Here is a 14,716-nt window from a genome sequence, read left to right as displayed (position 1 = left end):
GTTCCATGGATATCATCGAAACTATTAAAGAGCAGATTGCCAACAACACCATTCTGCTTTACATGAAAGGCTCGCCGAATGCCCCGCAGTGTGGCTTCTCCGCGAAAGCCGCCCAGGCCGTAATGGGCTGTGGTGAGAAGTTCGCTTATGTGGACATCCTGCAGAACCCGGAAATTCGCGCCAACCTGCCTAAGTACGCCAACTGGCCGACCTTCCCACAGCTGTGGGTGGCAGGTGAGCTGGTCGGTGGTAGCGACATCATGGCTGAGATGTTTGCCAACGGTGAATTGCAGACTCTGATCAAGGACGCAGCCGAAAAAGCCGCGGCCAAGACTGAAGCCTGACGCGAATATATCCGCGTAATAAAAAGCCCCGCCTCTCTTTCGAGGGCGGGGCTTTTTATTGCGTGAGTATTACGAGTTAAGTTACTCGTCACCCATTTGCGATTGCAGATAGTTCTCGATGCCGACTTTATCGATCAGGCCCAATTGGGTTTCCAGCCAGTCGATGTGTTCTTCTTCGGATTCAAGAATATCTTCCAGCAGTTCACGGCTGCCGAAGTCGCTCACCGACTCACAATGGGCGATGGCTGCCTTGAGGTCTGCATGGCCGGTGCGTTCGATACGCAGGTCGCACTCGAGCATTTCCTTGGTGTGTTCGCCGATGTGCAGCTTGCCCAGGTCCTGAACGTTCGGCAGGCCTTCGAGGAAGAGAATGCGCTTGATTAGCTTGTCCGCATGCTTCATCTCGTCGATGGACTCGTGGTACTCGTGCTTGCCCAGCTTGTTCAGGCCCCAATCTTCATACATGCGTGCATGCAAGAAGTACTGATTGATCGCGACCAGTTCATTGGCAAGGATTTTATTGAGATGCTGGATGACTGTAATGTCGCCTTTCATGATGGGGTCCTGCCCTTTAATTAGTGGAATAAGGACAGAGTCTGAGCCGCGCAAACATTACTGTCAAACCTAAGTTATTGAATAATATATGAAAATTAATCGGAATAAGAATGTTTGTGTTCCGCGTTTTGACCCTAAGCGATTGAATTACAGGCATAAAAAAACCGGACGCTAGGTCCGGTTGTTTAAAACAGTGCTATTTATCCGAGAAATCAGGCGACATTAAATTCTACTGGATAGGGAATTGCTGCCTGGCTGCTCTGCAGTTCGGTCAGGGTCTCGCGGACCACTTGCTTGGCCAGGCATGCGCATTTACCACATTGGCTGGCGACGCCGGTTGCCTGACGCACATCGCGGTAGCTGCAGCAACCTTCATAGATGGCTTCGCGAATTTGTCCGTCGGTGACACCGGTGCAGAGGCAGACATACATAGGATGAGAACCGTCGCTGGTTAGGGCTCAATTGCGATGGATCTTAATGTTAACGAGAATGATTGTCAAAGTGGTTTCGGCGACCTTTGTTGCAGTTTCCTACCAGGGTGACGAACGGTTTTGTTCGCGATAGTGACAGATGATTCGCATTTTTCGCCTTGTGAGCCGGGCTGATGAAAAACCGTTAAGGACAGCTCAAAGACGCGGTGTATGATGGCCGGTCCTTGCGAAGCGGGGTCAGGTCACGGAGCTGTCGCATCCGCGTGGCAGACTCAAGGCCAATCCCCTTCTTCATTACTACGTCCACACCAGGAGATATCCAATGAGCGTACTCGTAGGCAAACAAGCCCCTGACTTCACCGTACCGGCCGTTCTCGGCAATGGCGAAATCGTTGACAGCTTCACCCTGTCCTCGGCCATCAAAGGCAAATACGGCCTGGTGTTCTTCTATCCACTGGACTTCACCTTCGTTTGCCCGTCCGAGCTGATCGCCCTGGACCACCGCATGGCTGACTTCAAGGCACGTAACGTGGAAGTGATCGCTGTTTCGATCGACTCGCACTTCACCCACAACGCCTGGCGTAACACCCCGATCAATGCCGGTGGCATCGGTCAGGTTCAATACATCATGGCGGCTGACATGAAGCACGACATCGCCAAGGCCTACGACGTTGAGTCCGAAGGCGGCGTGGCTTTCCGTGGCGCGTTCCTGATCGACGACAAAGGCGTTGTTCGTTCGCAGATCGTCAACGACCTGCCACTGGGCCGTAACATGGAAGAGCTGATCCGTCTGGTTGACGCTCTGCAATTCCACGAAGAGCACGGCGAAGTCTGCCCTGCCAACTGGAAAAAAGGTGACAAAGGCATGACCGCTTCGCCAGAAGGCGTTGCTGCTTACCTGAGCGAGAACGCTGGCAAGCTGTAAGCCAGGCGTCACGCATAAAAAAACCGGCCTCAGGGCCGGTTTTTTTATGCAGGCAATTCAACCCGACGAAGAATTGATCAGTCGTCGAAATCCTGCCAGCCGCCCATTTGTTTCCAGCGGTTGACGATGCCGCAGAACAGCTCGGCAGTCTTCTCGGTGTCGTAGCGGGCCGAGTGAGCCTCGCGACCGTCGAAGTCGATATCCGCGCTCTGACAGGCCTTGGCCAAAACGGTCTGTCCATAAGCCAGGCCAGCCAGGGTGGCGGTGTCGAAGCTGGAGAACGGGTGGAACGGATTGCGCTTCATATCCAGGCGCGCCACAGCGGCGTTGAGGAAGCCCAGGTCGAAACTGCTGTTGTGGCCCACCAGGATGGCGCGTTTGCAACCATTGGCTTTCAGCGCCTTGCGCACCCCACGGAAAATATCGGTCAGTGCAGTTTCCTCGCTGACGGCCATGCGCAGCGGGTGGTCGAGCTTGATCCCGGTGAACTCCAGGGCCGCGGCTTCGATGTTCGCGCCTTCAAAAGGCTCGACCCGGAAGAAATAGGTGTGTTCCGGGAACACGAAGCCTTTTTCATCCATGCCGATAGTGGTGGCGGCAATCTCCAGCAGGGCGTCGGTGGCCGAGTTGAAGCCGCCGGTTTCAACGTCGACGACTACCGGCAGGTAACCGCGAAAACGAGCTGCCATCGGGTGTCGAGGGCCGCCGCCGTTACCTTCTTGTTCGTCGTCGAAATGGTCGTCACTCACGAGTGATCCTCCAGCAGGCGCCAGCGCAGTTTTTCACCGGCGCGCAGCGGAATGACAGTCAGCTCACCGAACGGCAGGCTGGCGGGGGCGGTCCATTCTTCACGAACCAGGGTGATGCGATCGGTGTTGGTCGGCAGGCCGTAGAAGCGCGGGCCGTTGAGGCTGGCAAAGGCTTCCAGTTTGTCCAGGGCATTGCGCTGTTCGAACGCTTCAGCATACAGCTCGATCGCGGCATAGGCGCTGTAGCAGCCGGCGCAACCGCAAGCGGCTTCCTTGGCGTGCTGGGCATGAGGCGCCGAGTCGGTGCCGAGGAAGAACTTCTCGCTGCCACTGGTGGCCGCATCCAGCAGAGCTTCCTGGTGGGTGTTGCGCTTGAGAATCGGCAGGCAATAGAAGTGCGGGCGAATACCGCCCACCAGCATGTGGTTGCGGTTGTACAGCAGGTGGTGCGCGGTGATGGTTGCGCCGACGTTGGCCGAAGCCTCCTTGACGAACTGCACGGCTTCACCGGTGGTGATGTGTTCGAACACCACTTTCAGACTGGGGAAGCGCTCGACCACGCGACGCATATGCTCGTCGATGAAGATTTTCTCGCGGTCGAAGACGTCGACGTCGCCGCGGGTCACTTCACCGTGAATCAGCAGCGGCAGGCCAACTTCGGCCATCGCTTCGAGCACCGGGAAGATCTTGTCGATGCTGGTCACGCCCGAGTCCGAGTTGGTGGTCGCGCCGGCCGGGTACAGCTTGGCGGCGTGCACGAAACCGCTGGCCTTGGCTGCGCGGATCTCGTCCGGCTGGGTGCGGTCGGTCAGGTAGAGCACCATCAGCGGCTCGAAGCGGCTGCCGGCCGGGCGCGCAGCTAGAATACGCTGGCGATAGGCGTCGGCTTCCGCGGCGTTGCGCACCGGAGGTACCAGGTTGGGCATGATGATGGCGCGGCCAAAGGTGCGCGCGACATCTGCGACTGTATTGGGCAACACGGCACCATCGCGAAGATGAATATGCCAGTCGTCGGGACGCAGCAGGGTCAGGCGGTCGGACATTGGAGGTTCCAGGCGGGTAAAACTCGGGGGGAATGCTACCGGAAAAGACTCTTCCAGGCACTCGCTATCAAGTTTTGCGACGAGCAACCGATATCCCGAAGGTATGGCGTATTAACGCCTGTCGATTTTTCTGTTGTACACGTCAGTGGAGCCTCCCGTGCGCCAGCGTTATCTAGCCTTGCTCAGTGTGTTTGCCAGCCTGCCCGCGATGGCTCTCACTTTCCAGACCCGTCTGGAGAGCATTGAGTGGACGGTCGAAGGTGACAAATTCGAGTGCCGCTTGATCCAGCCCGTCACCGATTTCGGTTCCGGCGAATTCGTTCGCCGCGCCGGTGAGCAGGCGATTTTTCGCCTCAAGAGTTTCAACCCGATGCAGGCAGGTGGCTCGGCGACGCTGCTTGCGGCGGCGGCGCCCTGGCAGCCGGGGCGTGGCGACATCAACCTCGGGGCGGTCAAGGCCGGCACGGATGGGGTGCTGTACAACAGCAATCAGATGCAGGCCGGTCGCCTGATCATCGGTTTGCTGGAGGGGCGTAGTCCGGTGGTCCGGCATTTTTCCCGCGAGGGTGGGGTTTCCGAGGTGCGCCTGCTTCCGGTGAAATTCAGCAAGGCCTACAGCGACTATCAAAGCTGCATGACCAAACTGCTGCCGATGAACTACGAACAGGTGAAACAGGGCGAGATCGGGTTCCCGGGCGGCGGTATCGAACTCGATGCTCGAGCCAAGGCGAAGTTGCAGGTGATGGTGGACTTCATCAAGGCCGATCCGACGGTCAATCACGTCGAACTGGACGGCCACTCTGACAACAGCGGCAATCGCTTGACCAACCGCGACCTGTCCCGCCGCCGGGCCTTGGCGGTGATGGAGTTCTTCAAGGCCAACGGTTTGGCGGAAAACCAGATTGTGGTGCGCTTCCATGGTGAGCGTTATCCCCTGGCTCCCAACACCAATCCTGCCAACCGAGCGAAGAATCGCCGGGTCAATGTGCATCTGGAACGGGTCGCCCCCACCGAAAAACCGGCTCCGGCGCCTCAGGCCACCTCCGGTTCCAGCGCTGCGGCGACTTCCTGATACGGCTGTCGTCGTCGCGCGCTCGACATAATCTGTCGCTTGGTCGTCATAAGCTGTCGCGCCTCTGTAAATTATCCTCGTGGATCGGTAGACTCGACGGCTTTCCGTACAACCCCGTGGAGTGATGGCATGGCGGACGTAAACAAGGTCGTTCTGGCGTATTCGGGCGGCCTGGACACTTCGGTGATCCTCAAGTGGCTGCAGGATACTTACAACTGTGAAGTAGTGACTTTCACTGCTGACCTAGGCCAAGGCGAAGAGGTCGAGCCGGCCCGCGCCAAGGCGCAAGCCATGGGCGTCAAAGAGATCTACATCGACGATCTGCGCGAAGAGTTCGTGCGTGATTTCGTTTTCCCGATGTTCCGCGCCAACACCGTCTACGAAGGCGAGTACCTGCTGGGTACTTCCATCGCTCGTCCGTTGATCGCCAAGCGCTTGATCGAAATCGCCAACGAGACTGGCGCCGATGCCATTTCCCATGGCGCCACCGGCAAGGGCAACGATCAGGTGCGTTTCGAGCTGGGCGCCTATGCCCTCAAGCCAGGGGTCAAAGTGATCGCCCCTTGGCGTGAGTGGGACCTGCTGTCCCGCGAGAAACTGATGGACTACGCCGAGAAGCACGGTATCCCGATCGAGCGTCACGGCAAGAAGAAGTCGCCGTACTCGATGGATGCCAACCTGCTGCACATTTCCTATGAAGGCGGCGTGCTGGAAGACACCTGGACCGAGCACGAAGAAGACATGTGGCGCTGGACCGTCTCCCCGGAGAAGGCTCCTGACACCCCGCAATACCTGGAGCTGACCTACCGCAACGGTGACATCGTCGCCATCGACGGCGTGGAAATGACTCCGGCTACCGTGCTGGCGACCCTGAACCGCATCGGTGGTGAACACGGCATCGGTCGTCTGGACATCGTCGAGAACCGTTACGTGGGCATGAAGTCCCGTGGCTGCTACGAGACCCCGGGTGGCACCATCATGCTGCGCGCCCACCGCGCCATCGAGTCCATTACCCTGGACCGCGAAGTGGCTCACCTCAAAGACGAGTTGATGCCCAAGTACGCCAGCCTGATCTACACCGGCTACTGGTGGAGCCCTGAGCGTCTGATGCTGCAACAGATGATCGACGCCTCCCAGGCCCACGTGAACGGTGTAGTGCGCCTGAAGCTGTACAAGGGCAACGTGATCGTTACCGGTCGCAAGTCCGATGAGTCGCTGTTCGACGCCAACATCGCCACCTTCGAAGAAGACGGTGGTGCTTACAACCAGGCGGACGCAGCAGGCTTTATCAAGCTCAACGCATTGCGCATGCGCATCGCTGCAAACAAGGGCCGGACCCTGGTCTGATACCTTGAGTTGCTAAAAGAACCCCGCGATAAGCGGGGTTTTTTTTGCTTCTGATTAATGGTGCCTACGGGCAGAGGCTGAGTAGGGCAGTTGATTGAACGAAGAAGTGCTATTGAGTGCAGTTTGTTAATCACCCTCCCGCTGCTGAAAGTGCTGCCTGATGATGTGGCTTTTAGTACGAAAAGTAGCTGCTCTAGCGATTAATCTTAAGCGCTTTTCCAGTTAAGTGACCTTTATCTAAATTTTTTTGTAAGGTAAATCGGTATTGTTTGTAAGGATCGTCCTCGTAGGGTCGTAGCCCCTGGTAGCACGGTGTCAGAGTCAATTCTCTGGGGTATTGTGCGGGCTCTAAAAAACTCTAAGGACTTGGATGGACCTATGAAAAGAGTATTGATCGTGGATGATCATCCTGTTATTCGCCTGGCTGTGCGCATGTTGATGGAACGCCATGGTTTTGAAGTAGTAGCAGAAGCAGATAACGGCACGGACGCTTTAAAGTTGGCTCTTGAATATGTTCCCGATATTTTGATTTTGGATATTGGTATCCCACAACTTGATGGGCTTGAAGTTATAACCCGCCTGATGTCCAGAGGCATGCCGATCAAAATTCTAGTGTTGACCCTGCAAGTTCCCGGACCCTTTTCCATGCGTTGCATGCAGGCCGGGGCCGCCGGCTACGTGTGCAAGCAGCAGGACATTACCGAACTGATCAGTGCGGTGCGGGCGGTGCTGGCAGGTTACAGCTACTTTCCCAACGAGGCGTTGCACACCTTTCGTTCCAGTCAGGGCATCAGCAGCGAGGAAGAAATGATCGAGCTTCTTTCAGGGCGTGAGTTGATCGTATTGAAGCAGCTCACCAATGGCATGAGTAACAAGGAAATCGCCGAGGGCTTGTGTTTGAGCAACAAGACCGTCAGCACTTACAAGCGGCGGTTGTTGGCCAAGCTCAATGCTCGTTCATTGGTTGACCTGATCGAATTTGCCCAGCGCCATCAGTTGGTATGAGTGTGGATGACTGAAGCGACAGCCTGAATGGAGCAATCTGCTAATTCGGAACGGACCGGTCATGCCGAGGGGCTGACCGGTCGAGTTTCAGGGCGAGAGAGGCACAAAAAAACCTCCGTCTGGAGGTTCTTTTGTGACTAGAGGTCAAAGTCGTAATCGGCCAGTTGTTTCTGCAGCCGTCGTTCTTCCAGAAGATTGTCGATGGTTCTGCGCTTGCTCAGATTGGTTTTCGCCACCTCGACCACCGGTTCAGCATCGTCTGTGTCTGCTGCGATGAAGTCTTCTTCCACGTCCAGTTGTTCTTTGCCAGTGCTCATAAGGTCAACTCCAGGCTAAGACTGCCATTGGCGCTCCTTATATCGATATTCTCCTGGCGGGTAAAAAAGATTTTTTCAATCGACTCATCAACAAAATCAATGCTGCCTCAATCGTCAGAAGTCTTTTGCTTGTACTCGCACAGGTCTTCGATTCGACAGCTGCCGCAACGTGGCTTACGGGCCAGGCAGACGTAGCGACCGTGAAGGATCAGCCAGTGATGGGAGTCCAGCAGAAACTCCTTGGGTACAAACTTCAGCAGTTTTTTTTCCACTTCCACTACATTCTTGCCCGGGGCCAGCCCGGTGCGGTTGCTGACCCGGAAGATATGGGTGTCCACGGCCATGGTCAATTGCCGGAAAGCGGTGTTGAGGACCACGTTGGCGGTCTTGCGGCCGACGCCAGGCAAGGCTTCCAGCTCCTCCCGGGTCTGTGGCACTTCACTGTTGTGGCGTTCCACCAGCAGACGGCAGGTCTCGATGACGTTCTTGGCCTTGCTGTTGTACAGGCCAATGGTCTTGATGTACTCGGACAGGCCCTCGACCCCCAGTGCATGGATAGCTGCCGGTGTATTGGCCACGGGGAAGAGTTTGGCGGTCGCCTTGTTGACCCCGACGTCGGTCGATTGCGCCGAAAGAATCACCGCGATCAGCAACTCGAACGGCGAGGAGTAGGCCAGTTCGGTTTTTGGTTCGGGGTTGTCTTCGTGAAGTCGGCGAAATATTTCCAGGCGTTTGGCGGCATTCATCGGTGGTTCATTTCCTCGAAGGCGGTCGGTTGAAGGATGAAGAGGTGGTCCAGGCCCGCTTTGCCGCCAGCAGCAGGCCAAGCAGGATAAAACCCCCAGGGGCCAGAGTCAGCAGGCGCAATCCGCCTTGGGGCAGCAACACCCAACCGGCGCTATCACCGGGCAGGCCGGCGAGCCAGCCCAGATGGCTGCCCAGGGCGCCGGTGCCCAGCAATTCGCGCAGCGCGCCCACCAGCACCAGCGCGCCACAGAAACCTGCAGTTAGGCGTAGCCGGTCGCGGTGCTGGAAGAAGCCCGCCTGTTCCAATATCACGCATTGCAGGGGCAGCAGGCCCAGGTACAGGCTCAACTGCTGGTGCAACTCATAACTCCAGGCTTGCACCGCCAGCCACAGCCAACTGCCGAGAGTGGCGGCGAGCAACAGGCTGGCCAGCCACTGCTGACGGCTTTGCAAATGTGGCCGCAGCAGGCCCATGCCGGCCCCGAAGGTCCCGATCAGCAGCGTGGACGCCAGAGCCAGGCCCAGGGCCTTGACCCAGGAATCCGTGGCCCCGATCAACGGCGTCAGCATCAGCAGGCCCGGCAATGACAGTGGCTTACTCATCGGCGGCTCCCGAAAGCAGTTGCTGACGATGCTCATCGAAGTAGCGCAGGGCATCGTGCAGGGCGCTGATCACCGCGCGGGAGGTGATGGTGGCGCCGGCGATCTGATCGAACTGGCCATTGTCCTTTTTCAGGGCCCAGGCAGCATCGTCCGGGGATGTGCGGGATTTGCCGGAAAACCCCAGCAGCCAGGCGTTGGGCTGTTCGGCGATGCGGCCTCCCAGGCCTGGGGTTTCATCCTGCTTGAGCGTCTTGCTGCCCAGCAGGCGGCCATGACTGTCGATGGCGATCAGCAGCTCGATGGGGCCAGCGTAACCGTTCACTCGAGTGCGTAGCAGCACGGCACTGGGCTGACCCGCGCGGGTGGCCAGGTAGCCATCCAGCAAGCGGCTGTTGTCCAGTTGCACATCCCTCAAGGGCAGTGGTTGCTCCAGTGGCTGGTTGTCGTAGCTTGCCGCAGGCAGCAGGTCGAGTAACTTGCGGGCCTGCAACGCCCGTTGCTCGGCGGCGATGCGCGGTGCGCCAGCGTATTGCAGCCACAGGGTGGCGCCCACGCCGAGAACGCCGAGCAGCACCAGCAGGAGCAGACCTCGCGTTCTCTTCATGCTCAAGCTTTCTCCTGTTCCGAGAGGCACAGGCGTTCCAGCCCCGGTACCGCCAGATTCATCAGCAGTACGGCGAAGGCAACGCCGTCGGGGTAGCCGCCCCAGGTGCGGATCAGGTAGGTCAGCAGGCCGACGCCGACGCCGAACAGCAGCCTGGCTTTCGCTGCCTTGGGGCCGGACACCGGTTCGGTGACGATAAAGAATGCGCCCAGCATGCTGGCGCCGCTGAGCAGGTGAAACAGCGGTGAGCCATGGGAGTCGGAGCCCGAGCCGTTCCAGCACAGCAGGCTGATGACAAAGAGGCTGCCCAGCATGCCCACGGGCGCCTGCCAACTGATGACCCGCTGCTGCAGCAGAAACAGCCCCCCGGCAAGAAATCCCAGGCTGATCCATTCGGCGCCACGGCCGCCGAAGTGCCCGAAGGCGGGGTTGCCGGCAAAGAGTTCGTCGAGGGTCAGGCTCTTGTTGATCCGCAGGCTGTCCAGTGCCGTGGCTTGAGCCCAGGCGTCCGCATGCAGGCCGTCCGCGACACCGAATACCTGTTGCAGGCCGCCAAGCAGGTCCATGGCGTGGGGCGCAGGCCAATGGGTCATCGACTGGGGAAAACACAACAAGGCCAGGGCGTAGCCGAGCATGGCCGGATTGAACGGGTTCTGGCCGACACCGCCGTACAAGTGCTTGCCCAGGACAATGGCGGCAGCGGCCGCGCTGAGCGGCAGCCACCAGGGGCAGTAAGCTGGCAAGGCCAGGGCCAGTAGCGTGGCGCTGACCAAGGCACTGCCATTGCCTAGGTTGGGCGGCAGCGGGCGTCTTCTGAGGTACAGGACCAGGGCTTCCATGGCCAGGGCGCCGCTGACGGTCAGCAGCAGATTGAGCAGCACGCCCCATCCGTACAGCCACAGCATCACCAACAGGCCCGGCAGCGTGGCCAGCAGCACTCGCTGCATGGCCTGGCGCAGGCGCTGGTCGACGCCGTCAGCTATCAGCATGGGCCTTCACCTGGCGCTCGGCCTCGTACAAGCGTGCCTGAGCCTGGGCCAGCTGTTCTGCTCGGGTGTCGGGCTGGCGCTGTAGTTTGTTCAGATCGGCGCGGGCGTAGGCCAGTTCGGTTTTCAGTTGCCGCAGCTGTGGATCGATCGGGCGTTTTTCGATACGAGTCAGTGTCGGCGCCGGTTTCGCACTGGCGTCCTCGGCGGCATGCAGGGCCTGTTCGGCCGCCGCCAGGGCTGCGCCCAGGGTTTCCAGTTCAGCACTGGATGCGTCAGCCGCCTGAGCTTTCTTCAGTTCGGCGCGGCGCGTCGCCAACTGGATTTTCGCGCGCTTGAGCTCAGCATCCTTGGCCACTGGCGGCGGAGCAGGTGGCGCCTGGGACTCCAGCTGGGCCAAGGCCTGCTCGGCGGTTTCGAACTGACGCTGCAGGACGATCAATTGCATTTGCTGCTCGAAGGTCGGTGGATGGCCGAAAGCCTTGAGCGACTTGTGCAACTGGGCCCGGCTCATGGCCAGCTCGATCTTGGCTTTTTTCAGTGCTGCATCGGCCGCCGCGGCCTTCTGCGCACGGACTCGTTCGATGGCGGCCTGCACCGGGTTCTGGCTGTCGTCAGTGGTTTGCGCGGCTCGTTGTGCGCGGGCCTGGCGCTCGGCCAGGCGCCGGGCGTCTTCCCGTTGCAAGCGTTCGTTGCGTTGTTCGAAGCGTCGTCGCGCCTGCTCGCGCTTGCTGCTGCGGGCTTGCAACTGTTGGGGGCTGGTGGCCAAGCCGCCGACGATCGGTACCACCTTGCTCTCGGGCAGCGGCAGCATATCGATACAGTCCACCGGACAGGGCGCCACGCACAGGTCGCAGCCGGTGCATTCGTCGATCAGCACGGTATGCATCAATTTGGCCGCGCCGACGATGGCGTCCACTGGACAGGCCTGGATGCATTTGGTGCAGCCGATGCATTCGGCCTCGCGAATATAAGCGATCTGGGCCGGAGCTTCGCCGCGGCTGCGATCCAGCTCCAGCACCGGTAACTGCAGGAGTTGCGCCAGGCCGGCGATGGTTTCCTCGCCGCCGGGTGGACACTTGTTGATGGCCTCGCCGTTGGCGATGCCCTGGGCGTAGGGTTTGCATCCGGGGTGGCCGCACTTGCCGCACTGGGTCTGGGGCAGGAGGGCATCGATGCGTTGAATCAGACTCATGTTTTGATCAGTCCGTTGAAGCCGAAAAACGCTACTGCCAGCAGGCCGGCGCTGATCAGGTCGATCGGCAGGCCGCGCCAGGGCAGGGGAATATCGTTGTTGGAGATACGCTGGCGCAGATCGCTGAACAGGCTCAGTACCAGCCAGAAGCCCAGTCCGGCCCCCAGGCTCATGGCGCTGAGGGTCGCGAGCCCGAGGTTTTCCCCAGTGGCGATCAGCAGCAGGCCGAGCGCACTGGCATTGCCCAGCAGCAGCGGCCAAAGGCCGTCGAATGGAACATTGGGCAAGGCCCGGGATAGCAACTGCAACAGCGGTTTGATCAGCAGCACGCTCAGGGGCAGCCAGAGAAACAACTGCAAGGATTCCAGCCCCCAAGGCAGCAGCGCGCCACGATAAAGGACATGGCCGAGCACGCAACTGACCAGCATCAGGACCGTGGTCGCCAGGCCCAGCGCGTGAATCCGCTGCCGAGCGCTATCGGTTGGGGCCTGCAGCAGTGGATCGACGCCCAGCGGCCACTGCAACACGAAGTTGTTGATCAGGGCAGTGCTGACAAGGGCGAGGAGGAAGTGGGTCATGGTTGGGCCGGTACGGGCAGGCGGTCTCTCAAGAGTAGGCAAACTCCGGCGCGGGCGCAGGGCCGCCAGATATGCAAATCCCCCCGTTGCGCCGGGCACAACGGGGGGACGGGGTCCAGCCTGCAGCCTTACTTGATCCGCTGGCCCGGCTTGGCGCCGCTGTCCGGGCTCAGCAGGTAGATCTCTTCACCGCCAGGGCCGGCGGCCATCACCATGCCCTCGGAGATGCCGAATTTCATTTTTCGCGGCTTGAGGTTGGCGATCATCATGGTCAGGCGACCATCGAGCTTGGACGGATCCGGGTAGGCACTCTTGATTCCGGAGAACACGTTGCGCTGCTCATCACCGATATCCAGGGTCAGGCGCAGCAGCTTGTCGGCACCTTCCACGGCTTCGGCCTTGACGATCAAGGCGACGCGCAGGTCGATGGCGGCGAAGGTGTCGAAGTCGATTTCCGGCGACAGCGGATCCTTGGCCAGTTCGCCGTTGCCTGCTGGCGCGGCTGCGCCGGTGTCGGTCTGGCTGGCGGTCAGGTCTTCTTTCGAGGCGTCGGTCATGGCTTGTACTTTTACCGGGTCGATCCGCGTCATCAGCGGCTTGAATTCGTTGAGTTGATGGTTGGCCAGCAGGTGCAGGTGATCGTTCCAGGTCAGCGGTGCAACGTTGAGGAACGCCTCGGCATCGGCGGCCAGCAGCGGCAGCACCGGCTTGAGGAAAATCACCAGCTGGCGGAACAGGTTGATACCAGTGGCGCAGATGGCCTGGACTTCATCCTGCTTGCCTTCCTGCTTGTTCAGCGACCATGGGGCCTTGTCGGCGATCCAGGCATTGGCGCGGTCGGCCAGGGCCATGATTTCGCGCATGGCACGGGCAAAGTCGCGGGCTTCATAGGCGTCGGCGATGCTTGGCGCGGCCGCCAGAAATGCCTCGGTCAGCTCGGGGGCGGCATTGCTGTCGACCATCAGCCCGGCATTGCCCTTGTGGATGAAGCCGGCGCAACGGCTGGCGATGTTCACCACCTTGCCCACCAGGTCGGAGTTGACCTTCTGTACGAAGTCTTCGAGGTTCAGGTCCAGATCGTCGACACCACGGCCCAGCTTGGAGGCGTAGTAGTAGCGCAGGTATTCCGGCGACAGGTGCTCCAGGTAGGTGCGGGCCTTGATGAAGGTGCCCCGGGACTTGGACATCTTCTGGCCATTGACCGTCAGGTAGCCGTGGACGTTGATGCCGCTCGGCTTGCGGTAGCCGGCGCCTTCGAGCATGGCGGGCCAGAACAGGGCGTGGAAGTTGACGATGTCCTTGCCGATGAAGTGGTACAGCTCGGCGGTGGAGTCCTTGCCCCAGAACGCGTCGAAATCCAGCTCCGGACGACGGGCGCAGAGGTTCTTGAAGCTGGCCATGTAGCCGATTGGCGCGTCCAGCCACACGTAGAAGTACTTGCCCGGCTCGTCCGGGATCTCGAAGCCGAAGTACGGTGCGTCGCGGGAGATGTCCCACTGCTGCAGGCCGGCATCCAGCCATTCGGCGATCTTGTTGGCCACGGCGTCTTGCAGGGTGCCGCTGCGGGTCCAGCTTTGCAGCATCTGCTGGAAGTCCGGCAGCTTGAAGAAGAAGTGCTGGGAATCCTTGAGCACCGGGGTGGCGCCGGAGATCGCCGACTTTGGATCTTTCAGGTCGGTCGGGGCATAGGTGGCGCCGCATTTTTCGCAGTTGTCGCCGTACTGGTCCTCAGTGCCGCACTTCGGGCAGGTGCCCTTGATGAAGCGGTCGGCCAGGAACATTTTCTTTTCCGGGTCGAAATACTGCGTGATGGAGCGCGTGGCGATGTGCCCGGCGTCCCGCAGCTTGAGGTAGATCTGGCTCGACAGCTCACGGTTTTCTTCGGCGTGGGTCGAGTGGAAGTTGTCGAAGTCCACCAGGAAGTCGGCAAAGTCGGCGCTGTGTTCGGCCTGGACGTTGGCGATCAGTTGTTCCGGGGTGATGCCTTCCTTTTCCGCGCGCAGCATGATGGCCGAGCCGTGTGCGTCGTCGGCGCAAACATAGATGCATTGGTTGCCGCGATGCTTCTGGAAGCGCACCCACATGTCGGTCTGGATGTACTCAAGCATGTGGCCAAGGTGAATGGAACCATTGGCATAGGGCAGGGCGCTGGTGACGAGGATCTTGCGTGGCTCGGACATGGGGCTCGGCTACTTGATGAAACGGAGGTCGGCCA

General features: G+C 59.7%; 17 protein-coding genes. 5 read left to right on the top strand and 12 right to left on the bottom strand.

The annotated features are described in order from the left end of the window. Window positions 1-5 precede the first annotated feature (5 nt). Window positions 6-344 (top strand): Grx4 family monothiol glutaredoxin, encoded by a 339-nt coding sequence (gene grxD / locus WIN67_RS24130; protein WP_075121425.1) that lies wholly within the window; start codon window positions 6-8, stop codon window positions 342-344. A gap of 81 nt (window positions 345-425) precedes the next feature. Here grxD and bfr read toward each other — a convergent pair whose 3' ends face one another. Together bfr and WIN67_RS24120 are read right to left on the bottom strand one after the other, a co-directional pair. Further along, complete coding sequence (gene bfr, locus WIN67_RS24125) at window positions 426-899, bottom strand: bacterioferritin (protein ID WP_025129649.1); 474 nt, start codon at window positions 897-899, stop codon at window positions 426-428. Between the two features lie 212 nt (window positions 900-1,111). Next, window positions 1,112-1,330: a bacterioferritin-associated ferredoxin gene (locus WIN67_RS24120; RefSeq protein ID WP_102860481.1), complete on the bottom strand. Its 219-nt coding sequence runs from the start codon at window positions 1,328-1,330 to the stop codon at window positions 1,112-1,114. Between the two features lie 322 nt (window positions 1,331-1,652). Between WIN67_RS24120 and WIN67_RS24115 the strand changes: the two genes are divergently transcribed. Further along, the gene (locus WIN67_RS24115) at window positions 1,653-2,255 is read left to right on the top strand and encodes a peroxiredoxin (protein ID WP_007922432.1); all 603 of its coding nucleotides are present in this window, start codon (window positions 1,653-1,655) and stop codon (window positions 2,253-2,255) included. Between the two features lie 77 nt (window positions 2,256-2,332). On the opposite strand, the gene rnt is transcribed toward WIN67_RS24115, so the two are convergent. Together rnt and pyrC are read right to left on the bottom strand one after the other, a co-directional pair. Continuing rightward, window positions 2,333-3,004 carry a ribonuclease T gene (gene rnt, locus WIN67_RS24110; RefSeq protein ID WP_102860482.1) on the bottom strand — a complete coding sequence of 224 codons (672 nt, stop codon included), beginning with the start codon at window positions 3,002-3,004 and terminating at the stop codon, window positions 2,333-2,335. Next, the gene (gene pyrC, locus WIN67_RS24105) at window positions 3,001-4,047 is read right to left on the bottom strand and encodes a dihydroorotase (RefSeq protein WP_110651376.1); all 1,047 of its coding nucleotides are present in this window, start codon (window positions 4,045-4,047) and stop codon (window positions 3,001-3,003) included. The genes rnt and pyrC overlap by 4 nt, the downstream gene beginning before the upstream one ends. Before the next feature lie 157 nt (window positions 4,048-4,204). Between pyrC and WIN67_RS24100 the strand changes: the two genes are divergently transcribed. The 3 genes from WIN67_RS24100 to WIN67_RS24090 all read left to right on the top strand — a co-directional run bounded on the left by WIN67_RS24100 (window position 4,205) and on the right by WIN67_RS24090 (window position 7,471). Beyond that, window positions 4,205-5,119 (top strand): flagellar protein MotY, encoded by a 915-nt coding sequence (locus tag WIN67_RS24100; RefSeq protein ID WP_102860484.1) that lies wholly within the window; start codon window positions 4,205-4,207, stop codon window positions 5,117-5,119. Window positions 5,120-5,248: 129 nt separating this feature from the next. Then, a complete protein-coding gene (locus WIN67_RS24095) occupies window positions 5,249-6,466 on the top strand; it encodes an argininosuccinate synthase (protein ID WP_102880745.1) in 1,218 nt (405 codons plus the stop codon). 378 nt (window positions 6,467-6,844) lie between these two features. Further along, window positions 6,845-7,471 carry a response regulator transcription factor gene (locus WIN67_RS24090; protein WP_102860486.1) on the top strand — a complete coding sequence of 209 codons (627 nt, stop codon included), beginning with the start codon at window positions 6,845-6,847 and terminating at the stop codon, window positions 7,469-7,471. A gap of 137 nt (window positions 7,472-7,608) precedes the next feature. Here WIN67_RS24090 and WIN67_RS24085 read toward each other — a convergent pair whose 3' ends face one another. From WIN67_RS24085 to metG, 8 genes are all read right to left on the bottom strand, one after another. Next, window positions 7,609-7,788, bottom strand: a complete 180-nt coding sequence (locus WIN67_RS24085) for a PA3496 family putative envelope integrity protein (protein WP_102860487.1) — start codon at window positions 7,786-7,788, stop codon at window positions 7,609-7,611. A 107-nt stretch (window positions 7,789-7,895) separates the two neighbouring features. Beyond that, window positions 7,896-8,534: an endonuclease III gene (nth, locus tag WIN67_RS24080; RefSeq protein ID WP_060840796.1), complete on the bottom strand. Its 639-nt coding sequence runs from the start codon at window positions 8,532-8,534 to the stop codon at window positions 7,896-7,898. 7 nt (window positions 8,535-8,541) lie between these two features. Then, entirely contained in the window at window positions 8,542-9,138 is a 597-nt protein-coding gene (locus WIN67_RS24075; RefSeq protein WP_110651377.1) for an Rnf-Nqr domain containing protein, read from the bottom strand. Further along, a complete protein-coding gene (locus WIN67_RS24070; RefSeq protein ID WP_110594906.1) occupies window positions 9,131-9,742 on the bottom strand; it encodes an RnfABCDGE type electron transport complex subunit G in 612 nt (203 codons plus the stop codon). Before WIN67_RS24070 ends, WIN67_RS24075 begins: the two co-directional genes overlap by 8 nt. A gap of 2 nt (window positions 9,743-9,744) precedes the next feature. Continuing rightward, window positions 9,745-10,731 (bottom strand): RnfABCDGE type electron transport complex subunit D, encoded by a 987-nt coding sequence (locus WIN67_RS24065; protein WP_268562013.1) that lies wholly within the window; start codon window positions 10,729-10,731, stop codon window positions 9,745-9,747. Continuing rightward, window positions 10,718-11,923 carry an electron transport complex subunit RsxB gene (gene rsxB, locus WIN67_RS24060; protein ID WP_339070123.1) on the bottom strand — a complete coding sequence of 402 codons (1,206 nt, stop codon included), beginning with the start codon at window positions 11,921-11,923 and terminating at the stop codon, window positions 10,718-10,720. The genes WIN67_RS24065 and rsxB overlap by 14 nt, the downstream gene beginning before the upstream one ends. Beyond that, a complete protein-coding gene (locus WIN67_RS24055; protein WP_102880740.1) occupies window positions 11,920-12,501 on the bottom strand; it encodes an Rnf-Nqr domain containing protein in 582 nt (193 codons plus the stop codon). The genes rsxB and WIN67_RS24055 overlap by 4 nt, the downstream gene beginning before the upstream one ends. 128 nt (window positions 12,502-12,629) lie before the next feature. Continuing rightward, window positions 12,630-14,681 carry a methionine--tRNA ligase gene (gene metG / locus WIN67_RS24050; RefSeq protein WP_110594903.1) on the bottom strand — a complete coding sequence of 684 codons (2,052 nt, stop codon included), beginning with the start codon at window positions 14,679-14,681 and terminating at the stop codon, window positions 12,630-12,632. Between the last annotated feature and the right edge of the window lie 35 nt (window positions 14,682-14,716).

The sequence above is a fragment of the Pseudomonas idahonensis genome (assembly GCF_037903935.1).
In the GTDB taxonomy this organism is placed as follows: Bacteria; Pseudomonadota; Gammaproteobacteria; order Pseudomonadales; family Pseudomonadaceae; genus Aquipseudomonas; species Aquipseudomonas danubii.
The sequence above is the reverse complement of the archived record's forward strand: the minus strand, read 5'-3'. Positions and strand labels throughout refer to the sequence as shown.